The sequence below is a fragment of the Candidatus Pelagibacter sp. Uisw_090 genome, from assembly GCF_047717845.1.
GTDB lineage: Bacteria > Pseudomonadota > Alphaproteobacteria > Pelagibacterales > Pelagibacteraceae > Pelagibacter.
The window spans coordinates 11,664-26,103 of record NZ_CP159810.1; the positions used below are offsets into that span (position 1 = coordinate 11,664).

Annotated in this window: 9 protein-coding genes and 1 pseudogene; 6 read left to right on the forward strand and 4 right to left on the reverse strand. The window is 30.3% G+C overall.

Going from position 1 to position 14,440, the window contains the following annotated elements; all coding sequences use genetic code 11:
- Positions 1 to 268: 268 nt before the first annotated feature.
- The 4 genes and pseudogenes from ABXT58_RS00075 to ABXT58_RS00090 form a co-directional block, all read right to left on the reverse strand.
- Positions 269 to 1,153, reverse strand: a complete 885-nt coding sequence (locus tag ABXT58_RS00075; protein ID WP_415304055.1) for a CarD family transcriptional regulator — start codon at positions 1,151 to 1,153, stop codon at positions 269 to 271.
- On the reverse strand, positions 1,110 to 1,436 hold the full coding sequence (gene fdxA / locus ABXT58_RS00080) for a ferredoxin FdxA (RefSeq protein WP_415304056.1): 327 nt from the start codon (positions 1,434 to 1,436) through the stop codon (positions 1,110 to 1,112). The genes ABXT58_RS00075 and fdxA overlap by 44 nt, the downstream gene beginning before the upstream one ends.
- Positions 1,433 to 1,861, reverse strand: coding sequence for a TerB family tellurite resistance protein (locus ABXT58_RS00085; RefSeq protein WP_415304057.1), 429 nt, complete (start codon positions 1,859 to 1,861; stop codon positions 1,433 to 1,435). Before ABXT58_RS00085 ends, fdxA begins: the two co-directional genes overlap by 4 nt.
- A pseudogene (locus ABXT58_RS00090) lies at positions 1,861 to 4,340 on the reverse strand (helicase-related protein). Before ABXT58_RS00090 ends, ABXT58_RS00085 begins: the two are co-directional and overlap by 1 nt.
- Positions 4,341 to 4,514: 174 nt before the next feature.
- On the opposite strand from ABXT58_RS00090, the gene ABXT58_RS00095 reads away from it, so the two are divergent.
- The 6 genes from ABXT58_RS00095 (at position 4,515) to ABXT58_RS00120 (ending at position 14,439) form a co-directional block, all read left to right on the forward strand.
- Positions 4,515 to 6,476, forward strand: a complete 1,962-nt coding sequence (locus ABXT58_RS00095) for an acetoacetate--CoA ligase (protein ID WP_415304058.1) — start codon at positions 4,515 to 4,517, stop codon at positions 6,474 to 6,476.
- Positions 6,477 to 7,703, forward strand: a complete 1,227-nt coding sequence (locus ABXT58_RS00100) for a pyridoxal phosphate-dependent aminotransferase (RefSeq protein ID WP_415304059.1) — start codon at positions 6,477 to 6,479, stop codon at positions 7,701 to 7,703.
- A 72-nt stretch (positions 7,704 to 7,775) separates the two neighbouring features.
- A complete protein-coding gene (locus ABXT58_RS00105) occupies positions 7,776 to 8,780 on the forward strand; it encodes a TAXI family TRAP transporter solute-binding subunit (protein ID WP_271492790.1) in 1,005 nt (334 codons plus the stop codon).
- A gap of 76 nt (positions 8,781 to 8,856) precedes the next feature.
- Positions 8,857 to 11,178 (forward strand): TRAP transporter permease, encoded by a 2,322-nt coding sequence (locus tag ABXT58_RS00110; RefSeq protein ID WP_415304060.1) that lies wholly within the window; start codon positions 8,857 to 8,859, stop codon positions 11,176 to 11,178.
- Positions 11,179 to 11,368: 190 nt separating this feature from the next.
- Complete coding sequence (locus ABXT58_RS00115) at positions 11,369 to 12,376, forward strand: TAXI family TRAP transporter solute-binding subunit (protein ID WP_415304061.1); 1,008 nt, start codon at positions 11,369 to 11,371, stop codon at positions 12,374 to 12,376.
- A 41-nt stretch (positions 12,377 to 12,417) separates the two neighbouring features.
- A complete protein-coding gene (locus ABXT58_RS00120; RefSeq protein ID WP_415304062.1) occupies positions 12,418 to 14,439 on the forward strand; it encodes a TRAP transporter permease in 2,022 nt (673 codons plus the stop codon).
- Position 14,440: the final 1 nt, after the last annotated feature.

Below are 14,440 nucleotides of genomic sequence, written 5' to 3' on the forward strand. Positions count from 1 at the left end.
AACATTAAATTGTTCTTTAATTAAAGATTTGACATCACTTGTATAAAAAAATAAAAATAAGTTAACAACGAATCACTTTGATTCGTTTAACTTAAACAGGGAGCTAAAGATGGCTACAAAGAAAAAAGCAAAAAAAGCTGCAAAGAAAACTAAGAAAAAAGCTAAAAAAGCTAAAAAAGCTAAGAAAAGAAAAAGATAGTATCTTAATCTTTTCAAAAAACGCTTCTCATAAAATTTTGTGTGAGAGGCGTTTTTTTTTGCCTAATTTTTAGTCTTCAGTATCAGTAATTGGCTCAGCTTCAGATGTTTCTGTCTCTACAAGCTTGGTAGGAGCGACAGTAGCTTTTGCTTGCCCCTCCAGGTTTCTCTTTAATGCTTTATCTAATTTTTTTTGTGTATCTTCTAATGACACTCCCATTACTATTTGGAATTCTGATAAGATTCTTTCATAGGCTTTCTCAAAAAGTTGTCTTTCACTGTAAGACTGATCAACCATGAGATCATCACCTTTGTTTAAATCCCTAACAACTTCAGCAAGCTCGTAAATTTTACCTGAAGATATTTTAGACTCATACTCTTGTGCTCTTCTACTCCACATTGATCTTTTAATTTTTGGTTTACTTTTTAAAATAGTTATACATTTATTAACCTGATTAATAGTTGCCAACGGTCTAAGATGAGACTGTTTGTTTACTGGAACCATTCCATTAGCTTTATCTTTTTCAAACTTAAGTACATATGTTTCAACATCAATACCACCAATATTAATTTTTTTGAATTCGGTAATTTGTCCAACACCATGCTTTGGATAAACAACATAGTCTTTAACCTTGTATTCTTTTTTCTCTGTTTCCTGTTTCTTTACTTTTTTAATTTCAGGTTTAACTTCATTACTTTTAGAAATTCTCAAATTATCTTTTTTTTCTTCTACTTTTAGTGGAGCATTCTTTGTAGTAACAGTTTTTAAATTTTTTTTAACTTTTGCTGTAGTTTGTTTTGCTACTTTAGATTTTTTAACAAGAATATTTTTTTTAGCTACTTTTGGAGGGGTAGGTTTTTTATTTACCTTAGCTACAGTCTTTTTTTTTGCTTTTTTTTCAGGTGTTTTTTTAAAGATTTTCGCTAAAATATTTGTCGTACTTGTTTTCTTCATTTTTATATTTTTCGTTGTCCTCGGGAGGATCTTTTTTAACAGTTATATTTGGCCAGATTTCAGAATACTTAGTATTTAATTCAAGCCATTTTTCGCTTCCAGACTCTGTATCTGCTACTATAGCATCAACTGGACATTCTGGCTCGCAAACGCCACAATCTATACACTCCTCCGGTTTAATTACAAGCATATTTTTGCCCTCATAAAAACAATCAACTGGACAAACTTCTACACAGTCCATTAATTTACATTTAATACATTTGTCATTAACAATGTATGTCATTTTTTTAATTCTCTTTTTACTTTTTCTTTTAAGTCACCCATAGTTTTTGTATCTATATATAATAAACCAGCAAGTCTTCTCATCAAATTTGTCTCATATATATCTGCATTGTCATTTGAATAAATAATTTCCCATAAAGATTCAACAATTTTTATCTTATCTGACAGAGGGGCATTTTTAACCTCTCTTGTGAAACCTAATATTTGATTTGAATTTTCTTCAATAGTTGCTGCTTCTGAAATTAAACTATCTACATCTGAGATTTCTAGCCCCAATCTGATTAAAGTTCTTTTAATGATTTCTTTCTCTTTCTCCTCATAATTTTCATCAATTTTTGCTGCATGGATTAATAGAGCTGCAATATTATAATAAAATTTATTATCATTTACTTTATCTTTTTTTTTATTTTTAAAAAAACTGATCATTAATTTAAATTTAAATTTTTTAATACTTCGAATGGGTTGTTTAAAGGAGTTGTCTTTTTAAAGTTTTTTTTAATTTGTTTCTGTGGACTATATTTAAAATAAATATCCTTATCTTTTTCTAATATTTTATAATTCATTTTTTCAATCAATTTTTTAAAGTTTTCCTTGCTACATCCTAATAAATTAAGCATCCCAGGAACGAGTTTGATTTCTTTACCTTTTTCGGGGTCAGAATTTATGATTTGTACAAACAATCTTTCCAAAATATCTATTCTAACAAAATAATTTCCGAAATTTTCAAAGCCACAAAGAAGCATAAAGTTTTTATTTTTTATATTTTTATCATCTAAGAAATTTAAGCCAAAAGTAGGAGGAGTTAGATCAAAGTTTTTTTGATTAAAGTTTTTCCACAGCAAGGTTCTTAAGGAAACAGCTTCAGGCTTCAACAGTCTAAATAAAAAAATATGATATCTACCAAATTTTACGCCTAAATCTCTTAAAGTTTTCCTCTCATCTTGACCAAGTTTTTTTAAATATTCAGTCACTACTTCTCTTTTAATCACACCATTATTTTCATATAATTGATAGGCTAAAGCTTTAATTGATGAATTGCTTTCCTTTAAATTTTTTAAATCAATCAGACTTTTTAATACTAGATTTATTCTTTCCTTAATCCATTTTTCAATAAATTCTGATAATTTTTGTTTATCATCATTTTCTAAAATATCATCTACTATTAAAAATATGTCTGGGTTTAGATAGTCCTTACCAGGGATTAATTTAGCAATCGGAAAATTTTTCCAATAAATTTTAAAATCATCTTTAATTTCTATTAATTTTGTATCTATAATAGATTGAATTCTTTTTTGTAGTTCCGGACCTACCGTTTGTCTTGCTGCTTTTTTAATGATTTGATATCAGTTTCAAGTGCACCAGCTTTTAAGTCCATCTCAAATCTCAAACCTTTTAAATCACCAATAAACTGTTCATCAATTATTACTTTGTCATCTTCCATTATCTGAGTTTTGAATTCCATATCTTGTTTTAATCCTCTTGCAAGCACACTGGCTCTTTTGTCGATAAATGTTTTAGTAAGCTCTTCATGTAGCCTATCAGACAACCTATCTTCTAATAATTTTGTTTTTTCAATCCAATAACTTTGACTTTCAACCCAATTAATTTTATTTGAAACATATGACCAAGTTCTTACATTTGCAATTCTATTTGATAAAGAATCAACATTTCCCTCTAATTTATCTAACTTTATTAACTGCAACCTCATATAATTACTGGTAATTTTGCCTTCTTTACCATTTAAAAAACTAAAAACTTTACTAACCACCTCAAGATGGTTGCCATAAGTTTTTTTTACAAAATCAGGAATTTGACAACATTCCCAAAGCAATTCTAATGTTTCTTGGTTATTTTTAATATTATGACCTTCCATGTCTTTTAAAAAATATTTTAAAAGTTTTTCATCTCCACACTCATGTATTTTTCTTAACCAATTTCTATTAGGTTTTTCTTCAAGTGATTTAATTAAGCTCAAAGAGTTATTAAAATTTAAATTAGAATTTCTCCAAAAAAGCATTTGAATTTTTTCAAATTTATGATTTTCAAGTAGCTCAATTTCTTCTGCTGAAATTTCTTTGCAATCACCAGTAATTCCAAAATTTCCATCATTTAAATATCTACCAGCTCTTCCAGCAATTTGTCCAATTTCAGACATGTTAAGACGTCTTAACTTTCTTCCATCAAATTTTTTTAAATTTGAAAAAAAAACATTTTCTAAATCCATATTAATTCCCATTCCAATTGCATCAGTTGCAACAAGAAAATCAACATCTCCAGACTGAAATAATTGAACTTGGGCATTTCTTGTTTTAGGACTCAATGAACCCATAACAATAGCTGCTCCACCCTTTTGTCTTCTAACAAGTTCAGCAATTGCATAAACTTCTTCTGTTGAAAAAGCTATTATTACTGTTTTTCTATTTATCCGTGAAATTTTTTTATAGCCTACATAGGAAAGTTTAGAAAGTCTTTCTCTGTCTATAAATTCAGTATCCTCATCTAGCTTATTTATTATATTTTTAATAGTGCTTGAGCCCATAAGCATTGTTAATTTTTCTCCTCGAAGGTTTAATAATCTATCAGTAAAAATATGGCCTCTTTCATGATCCGCACACATTTGTATTTCATCTATCCCAACAAAATCTAAATGTTTATTGATTGGCATAGACTCAACAGTACAAAGAAAATATTTTGCATTTGCAGGAATTATTTTTTCTTCACCAGTAATTAAGGCAACTTTATCTACACTTATTTTTTTAATAATTTTGTCATATACCTCACGCGCAAGCAGTCTCAGAGGAAAACCAATCATGCCCGAATCAAAGGAAAGCATAGTTTCTATTGCAAGGTAGGTTTTTCCAGTATTTGTTGGACCAAGAACAGCTGTAATTTTATTTTTAGACATTTCTATTAATGGTACCTTTAATTTTTATTCCACCACATGTTGTTACTCATAAAGAACAAAAATAGACTAAAACATGACCGAATCGTAGAGGAAAAAGTTCTCATTTATCATTTATTTAGTTATTAGGTTAACATAATTAAAAATAATTCTGTATTAGTATTTTGTAGTAAAATTATGAAACAAAAATTGTGGGAAGCATCATCTGATCAGAAAAAAAATTCTCTGCTATCGAATTATGAGCAATTTATTTCAAAAAAATTCAAAAAAAACTTTAATCAAAAATATGAAAATATTTTAAAATGGAGCATTAAAAACCCTGGTAATTTTTGGAGTTCTGTTTGGGATTTTTCAGAAATCAAAGGATTTAAGAGTAAATTAAGAATGAAAAAATCAAAAACATTCTATAAAAATAAATTTTTACCAAATTCAAAGTTAAATTTTGCAGAAAATTTACTTTCAAAAAATAATAAAGATAAAGCAATAACATTTATTAGCGAGAATGGTTTTCGCGAAGAAAGAAGCTGGCATGAGCTAAACATTAACGTGAGTAAAATATCTAAATTTTTAAAAGATATTAAGATTAAAAAAAGAGATAGAGTTGCAGCATATTTACCCAATTCTATTGAGGCAGTTGAAGCATTTATAGCCTCTTCTTTATTAGGATCAATATGGTCGTCTTGTTCACCAGATTTTGGTGTCAAAGGTGTAGTAGAACGTTTTTCACAAATCAAGCCTAAAGTTTTATTTGTAGTAGATAAATATTTTTATAATGGAAAAACAATAAATGTTTTAGAGAGAGTTCCTTTAATTTTAAAAGAGATACCTTCTATCAAGTATGTTATTATTGTTAATTACCCAGGGGAAAAATACTTAGACAATAAATGCACAACTAAAAAAGTAAAAGTAATTAGGTGGAGTGAACTAACCAAACAAGAACCTGAGAAAATTCTGTTTCCCAAGTTTAATTTTGAGCAAGAACTTGCAATTTTATATTCAAGTGGAACTACTGGAAAGCCAAAGTGTATATGTCATAGGAGTGGAGGAGTTTTGCTTCAACATAAAAAAGAGCATCAACTCCATTGCGATATTAAAGAAGGTGATAATGTTTTTTATTTTACCACTTGTGGATGGATGATGTGGAACTGGCTGGTAAGTGTCTTAGCTTCTAAGGCGTCTATTGTTTTATTTGATGGATCACCGATGTACAAAAAAGAAGACTTATTATTAAAAATTGCTGAAAAAGAAAAAATTACTTTATTTGGTATTAGTGCAAAATATGTTGATGCTCTTCGTAAATTTAAGCCTACTTTAAAATATAAGTATAAATTATCAAAATTAAGAACAATTTGTTCTACCGGATCTCCATTATCAAATGATGGATTTAAGTATGTCTACAAGAACATAAAAAAAAATGTTCATTTATCTTCTATATCTGGAGGTACAGACATTGTTTCTTGTTTTGTTTTAGGAAATTTATTCCAACCGGTAATTTTAGGTGAAATACAAAATAAAGGATTAGGCATGAATGTTGATGTTTTTAATGAGAAGGGTAAATCTTTAAAAAATAAAAAAGGAGAGTTAGTTTGTAAAAACCCTTTCCCTTCAATGCCTTTAAAATTTTGGAATGATAAAAATGATATTAAATTTAAAAATGCATATTTTAATAATTTTTTAAATACATGGTATCATGGTGACTATGCTGAGATAAAAAAAAGTGGCGGTTTCATTATTCATGGTAGATCAGATACGACACTCAACCCTGGAGGGGTGAGGCTTGGAACTGCTGAAATATATTCTGAAGTAGAAAAGTTTATAGAAGTCAAAGAATCTATTGCTGTTGGTCAAGCTTGGGATAATGATGTTAGAATTATTCTATTCATAGTCTTAAATTCCAAATATGCATTTAATGAAGTTTTGTTAAAAAAAATTAAAATACAAATTAGAAAAAATGTATCTCCAAGACATGTTCCATCTAAAGTTATAGTAGTCGATGATATTCCAAGAACTAAAAATGGAAAAATAGTTGAATTAGCTGTAAAAAACACAATAGAAGGAAACGAAATTAAAAATAAAGAAGCACTAGCAAATCCGCAAGTTTTAGAACAGTATAAAAATTTAAAGGAATTAAATTATTAAATGTTAAAAAATATAGTTAAAGGTTTAGAGCCATCCTCTACTTTAAAAATTAATGAAACCTCTAGAAAGCTAGAGGATAAAGGTGAAAAAATATTTAAATTTGGATTTGGCCAATCTCCGTTTCAAATTCCAACTGATATTGTTAATGCGTTAAAAAATAACGCTTATCAAAATAAATACTTACCGATGCAAGGCCTTAATGAGCTAAGAGAGGCTATTGCAAAATATACATCAGCTAAAAAAAATTATAATTATAAATCTGAAAATGTAATTATAGGTCCGGGTTCAAAAGAATTAATGTTTTTACTACATGTTTTGTTTGATGGAGAAATAATATTGCCAGCACCAAGTTGGGTTTCTTACGCTCCACAAGCAATTCTTGGAAGAAATAAAATTCAATCAATTCAAACAAAAAGAGAAAACAATTGGTTTCCTACTAGCTCTGAAATTGAAGAGGTTATTTTAAAAGATAAGAATAAAAATTATCTATTATTTTTGAATTCACCAAATAATCCATCTGGGCAGATTTGTAAAAATTTAGAAGAAATTAGTGAAATTGCTAAAAAATATAATCTTATTATTTTATCAGATGAAATTTATTCTGAATTAAGCTTTGAGGAAGGTTTCAAATCTATTTCTAGTTTTTGTCCTGAAAAAACTATTATAAGCACAGGTTTAAGTAAATGGTGTGGAGCAGGTGGTTGGAGATTGGGTTATTTTATAGTTCCAGATTCTTTAAATATTTTAAAAAATTCAATTAATATTTTAGCTAGTGAAACTTTTTCAGCTGTCAGTGCACCAATTCAATATGCGGCTATTACTGCTTATACAAGTGATCATAGCAAATATATAAATAGTTCTAAAAATATTCTTAAAGCAGTTGGTAATTATGTTTATGAAAATCTAAAATCAAACAAGATTTTAATTAATAAACCTCAAGGAGGCTTTTATCTTATGCCAGAATTTTTAAATAAAAAATTTAATACATCGTCAGAAATGTGTGGCAATATTTTAAAAGAGACCGGTGTAGCGTTATTACCAGGATCGGATTTTGGTTTTGATAATAATAAAATGCTAGCAAGATTAAGCTTTACAGACTTTGATGGCCAAGAGTTTATGAAACAGACCCAAAATGGACAAGCAATCGATAAAAATTTAATTTTAAAACTTGCGCCGAAGATTATTGAAGGTGTGGACAAGTTAAAAAAATGGTCAACATCAACATAACTACCAGCTATACATACTCCCTTAATTACTGTTAAATTTAATTAATAAAAATAACGATATAGAGGAGAGAATATGAAAAAAATAATAACATCTCTATCAAGTGCTCTACTAATTTTTGTTGCATCTTTATCTTTTACTGGTGTTGCAAAATCTGCAGAGTTCTTCACGATAGGAACGGGCGGACCAACTGGAGTATATTTCCAAACTGGTAACGCAATTTGCAAAATGTTGCACAAATCAGCAATTGCTAAAGAACACGGAAGAAAAAAAGGTATAGATAAAGCTTACAGATGTACTGCGCCTTCAACTGGTGGATCGAATTATAATATTGGTCAAATCGCAGCTGGTGAATTTCAATTTGGTGTAGCTCAGTCTGACTGGCAATATCATGCTGTAAATGGATCAAGCAAGTGGGAAGGAAAAAAGTTTGACGGTTTAAGAGCTGTTTTTTCAGTACACAACGAACCTTTTCAAATTTGGGCAAGAAAAAAAGCAAAAGTTAAAGATTTTGCTGGCCTTAAAGGAAAAGTTGTAAACATTGGTAACGCTGGTTCAGGTCAAAGAGGAACTATGGAAGTGCTAATGGATGCAAAGGGAGTTAATAATAGCTTCTTTAAATCTACTACAGAGCTGACTTCATCTGAGCAAGTAAAAGCTTTATGTGATGGTAAGATTGATGCTTTTGGTTATTCAGTAGGATTTCCAAATGGAGCAATGGAAAATGCAGCTTCTTGTGGAGCAAAAGCTTTGCCTATCAACTTAACAGGTCCTGAAGTTCAAGGACTAATTGATGGTGCTGCTTATTATGCTAAAGCTGTAATCCCTAAAGGAACTTACACAGGACAGAAAAAAGATGTAACTACTTTTGGTGTTAAGGCTACTGTTGTAACTAGTAATGCTGTTGAAGCAGATCTTGTTTATTTAGTAGTAAAAGCAGTTTTTGAAAACTTTGATGATTTCAAAAAACAACATCCTGCTTTTTCTTCTTTAAAAAAAGAAGATATGGTTGCTGATGGTTTGTCAGCTCCATTACACCCAGGTGCAATTAAATATTATAAAGAAGCTGGATTAATGTAATCCAACTCCTTAATTAAATTAAAAGGCCTGATATATTTATCGGGCCTTTTTTTTGTTATAGAGTATCATTTTAAAAATGAATCAAAGCATTAAGAGTAAAGTAGAAAGTAAGATTAGTGAGGATTTATCTCCCACTAGAAATCTTGCTGGACTACATTTAAAAATTGTTGGAAGTATTGCAATTATTTGGTCATTATTTCAACTTTGGTATGCATCTCCATTTCCTTTTATGTTTGATATTGGAATGTTTAAAGGACTTCCAGCTAGGGCTATTCACTTAGGTTTTGCTTTAACTTTAGCTTTTTTAATTTATCCAATTTCTAAAAGAAAAAAAATTTCTATATTTGATATTCTAATTAGTTTTATTGCTGCATTTTGTTGTTTATATATTTATTTTTTTTATGACCAATTAGTTGATAGGGGGGGGATTCTTTTAACAGTTACAATTTGGGAAAAATTTAATTTACCAGTTGAGTTGATTATTGGAAGTTGTGGAATTTTAATATTAATTGAAGCAACCAGGAGAGTATTTGGATTACCTCTAGTTATTATTGCAGTTTGTTTTTTACTCTTTTCATATTTTGGTAGATATGCACCAGAAATAATTTCTCATGGTGGGCTTTCACTAAATAGATTAGTTGGATTTCAGTGGCTTGATCAAGAAGCTATATTTGGAATTCCTATAGGTGTTTCTGTAGATTTCATTTTTTTATTTGTTTTATTTGGAGCGCTTCTAGAAACAGCAGGTGGAGGTAAATATTTTTTAGACCTAGCTTTTGCCATGGTTGGCAAAATGAGAGGAGGACCTGCAAAAGCAGCAATTTTAGGATCTGGAATGACTGGTCTAATCTCAGGATCTTCAATTGCAAACACAGTTACAACTGGAACTTTTACAATTCCAATTATGAAAAAAACTGGTTTTTCTAAAGAAAAAGCTGGTGCTATAGAGGTATCATCATCAGTTAATGGACAATTAATGCCGCCTGTAATGGGAGCTGCAGCATTTGTGATGGCAAGTTTTTTAGGAGTGACTTATTTTGAGGTCGTTAAGCATGCATTTTTGCCAGCAATTATTTCTTATGTGGCATTGTTTTATATTTCCCATCTTGAAGCTTTAAAATTAAATTTAAAAGGAATGGATGATGTTGATATTCCAAATTTAAAGAAAACGTTTTTATCAGGATTACATTTTTTAATACCTATTTTTGTTTTAGTGTACATGCTCGTTTATTTAAGGTTTACCGCTTCATACTCAATATTTTTTGCAACGGTTGCATTAATAATTGTAAACCTTGGTTATATATTGTTTAAAAATCCTAATTTTAAATTAGCAATAAAAACTTGGTTTAATCAGACAATAGTTGGTTTTGAAAAAGGTGCTTTAAATATGGTTGGTGTTGGAATAGCAATAGCAACAGCTGGCATAATAGTTGGAGCTGTTGGCTCAACAGGGTTAAGTACAAATTTAATTATAGTTATAGAGTTTATTGCAAAAGATAATGTTGTTATTTTACTATTTTTAACAATAATTTTATGTCTGATACTTGGTATGGGTCTTCCAACCACTGCAAATTATGTTGTAGTGGCTTCATTAATGGCAACAGTATTGGTTGACGTTGGAAACGCATCGGGATTTGTATTTCCACTTATAGCGGTTCACTTGTTTGTTTTTTATTTTGGCTTGATGGCTGATGTCACTCCTCCAGTTGGTCTCGCATCATATGCGGCAGCTGCTATTTCAGGAGGTGATCCACTTAAAACTGGTCTGCAAGCTTTTTGGTACAGTTTAAGAACAGGTATTTTACCTATCGTATTTTTATTTAATCACGAATTGTTATTGATAGGCATTGAAAATGTGTGGCATGGACTACTGGTAATCATCACTTCTTTGATAGGAATATTAGTTTTTACTTCTGCAACTCAAGCTTGGTTTATTAATAGATTAAGATGGTACGAGATAATAATTTTTTTATTAATCTCTATTTCACTCTTAGCCCCAGAATTTATTTTAAATAAATTTTATCCTAAATATAATTATAGGGATATTAACAAAATTCATTTAATGAAGTTAGATTCTAATAAGGAAGCTAGATTTAAAGTAACACGTCCAAGCAATTATGGTGAAAGATACAAATTATTTGTAATCAAAAAGAATACTTTTGAAACAGATTATAGTTTAGAGCAATATGGAATTAGTTTAATTAGAGACAAAAATAGAGTTATTGTTGATACATTACAGTGGAATGGGAAAGCTAAAAAAGATGGTTTTGAAACTGGTGATTATATAAGCGAATTTAAAATAGAAAATGCAGATAGACCAAATAAAGGAATTATTTACCCAATAGCGATTTTATTGTTAATTATATTTGGTTATTTGAATTATAGAAGAAAAGAATAATTACTGCCAGGACCAAGATCAGATGGTTTTATTTTTAAGATTTTCCATATAAATGATGCCGAGGTTATAATTTTATCATTACATTTAAGCTCACAAAATACAAGAATCTAAAAGAACTTGGCTATTAGTATTTTAGTTTAGCTAAGTTTATTGTATTGTATTTTAAATATAAAAATAACTAGGAGAAAAAATGTTTAAAAACTTACTTAAAAAATTTTCCATAATATTATTTGTGATGGTTAGCTTTGCAGGAAAAACTTATTCTGCTGATCTTTCTTTCTTTACAATAGGCACTGGTGGAACGGCATATACTTATTATCCAGTTGGAGGAATGATTGCTAATGCAATTTCTAAACCTCCAGGATCAAGAGAATGTGGCAAAGGCGGAAGTTGTGGTGTTGATGGTTTAATTGCATCAGCTGTTTCTTCAAGAGGATCAGTGGATAACGTAAATGCAATTATATCTGGTTTAAGAAATTCAGGATTTGCACAATCTGATGTTGCTTATTGGGCTTATACTGGAACTGGAACTATGGAAGGTAAAGAGCCTGCCAAAGATTTAAGAACAATAGCTGCTTTATTTGAAGAGCACATTCATTTAGTTACTTTAAAGAAAAGCAAAATTAAATCTGTAAAAGATTTAAAAGGAAAAAAGGTATCATTAGATGAGCCAGGTTCAGGAACATATGTGGATGCACTTTTAATATTAGAAGCAAATGGTCTTAGTGAAAAAGATGTACAAGCTGAAGCATTAAAAGGTAATGCTGCAACGGACGCTTTAAGAAACGGAAAAGTTGATGCAATTTTTGTAGTTGCTGGATATCCTACTGGTGCATTAGTAGAGCTAGCATCTTCTGTTTCAATAAAGTTGATTCCAATTGATGGTGCTGGAGCAAAAAAATTAACTGATAAGCATGGTTTCTTTTCTCAAAGCTCAATACCAGAAGGCACTTATGAAGGTGTTAAATCAACTAGCACTGTAGCTGTAGGTGCACAATGGTTTACATCTGCAAAAGAAAACGATGACTTAATCTACAATATTACTAAAGCTTTGTGGAACGCCGAGTCTCGTAAGTTGATGGATGTTGGACATTCAAAAGGAAAAACAATTACACCAGATACTGCCTTGGCAGGTGTTGGTGTACCATTGCATCCTGGAGCAGAACGTTTCTATAAAGAAGCAGGTTTAATTAAATAAATAACACATTAAACCCTGGGCCTAAAACCCAGGGTTTTTTTATGAACAATCAAATCCCGACAGAAAAAGAATTAGAAGAAATCGAAAAAAATTATGATCCTCAACTTTCGTTTAGAAAATTAGGTGTAAAACTCGAAGTATTAGTTTCATTACTATTAGTCTTAATGTCGGTCTATCATTTTTGGGCCTCTGGTTTCGGTCTGGTAAGAGAAGTTCTGCATAGAGGAATTCATATTTCATTTGTGTTAGCTTTAGTTTTTTTATTATTTGGCTGGAATAAAAAAGAAGATTTAAACAAAACTAATAAAGGATATTTTTATTTTCAAAATATTTCTATTTTAGATTATATATTTGCATTTTTAGCAGTCGGTTCGGCTTTATACTTACCATTTCTTCCATCTAAAGAACTCGCAAGTATAGTGGGCAACCCAGGGTTGCTAGATGTTTTTATTGGTTCAGTATTAATAATTTTAACTCTAGAAGCTGCAAGACGTTCTGTTGGTCCGACACTCCCAATTATTGCAATAATTTTTACTCTATTTGCTCTTTTTGGGCCTTTAGCTCCTGGTGCTTTGAAGCACGGAGGAACAAGTTGGTTGGGTTTTGTTAATCATATTTATATAACAAATCAGGGTGTTTATGGCATTGCCGTTGGTGTTATGGCTCAATATGTTTTTCTATTCATTTTATTTGGTGTTTTGGCAACAAGAGTGGGTCTTGGAAAATTGTTTATTGATTTAGCAATGGTTGTAGCGGGAAGGTTTTCAGGTGGGCCAGCAAAAGTTGCAATATTTTCTTCAGCTTTTATGGGAACTATTTCAGGCTCATCTATAGCAAACACAGTTACAACGGGATCATTGACAATTCCTGCTATGAAAAAAATTGGTTATCCTGCGCATTTTGCAGGAGCGGTAGAGGCAGCCTCCTCAACAGGTGGTCAAATTACTCCTCCAATATTGGGTGCTGCAGCTTTCATTATGGTTGAGTATCTAGAGATACCCCTTAAAGATATTTTGGCGGCAGCATTAATTCCTGCACTTCTTCATTATTTTGGAATTTTTATCATGGTTCATCTTGAGGCAAAAAAATTAGGGCTAAGAGGATTAGAAGATAAAGAGATGCCTAAATTTTTTTATGTATTAAAAGAAAATTGGCTTTCGTTAATACCTCTTTTTATTTTGGTATATTTTATTTTATCTGGAAAGACACCAGACTTTGCAGCAATATATGCAATTATATCGTGTGTAGTAGTGGGTATATTAAAACCTAAAAATAAACTTACTTTAAAAGATTTGTTTAATTGTTTTGCCTCAGGAGCAAAAAATACTCTTGCTGTTGGTGCGGCTGCTATCTGTGTTGGTATAATTGTAGGTGTGGTTACCTTAACAGGTGTGGGTTTTAGATTAGGATTTGTTGTTTTGCAAACAGCAGGAGATATAGGAAGTTTTTTTGGAAATATTTGGCCTATCTCTTATTTTTCATTGGAAGAACTTACTTTATTTTTTTCGTTAATATTAATTGCAATTTCATGCATCATAATGGGAGCAGGAATTCCAACTACGGCAACCTATATAATACTTGTGGCTGTTGCAGCTCCTGCTCTAGCTCAATTAAATATTGAACCATTAGTGGCACATTTTTTTGTATTCTATTATGGAGTCTTAGCTGATATTACTCCACCCGTAGCATTAGCAGCCTATGCTGCGTCAGGAATAGCAAAATCTAATCCATTCCAAACAGGTAATACAGCATTTAGGTTGGGTATAGCGAAAGCATTAGTGCCATTTGTATTTGTTTTTTCTCCTTCTTTACTTTTGATAACTGATGATTTTAATTTAATAACTCTATTAATAACTTTATTAGGTGCAATGATAGGGATTGCTCTTATTGGTATAGCATTTTCAGGTTACTGGTTTAAATCACTTTCTGTCCTAGAAAGATGGATCATTGGAATTGTTTCGTTATTTTTTGTTGCACCAGGAATTAAAACTATGATCTTTGGATTTATTGTTATTAGCCCTATATTTATTTTACAAATAAGGAATAAAAAAATTAAGAATTAAA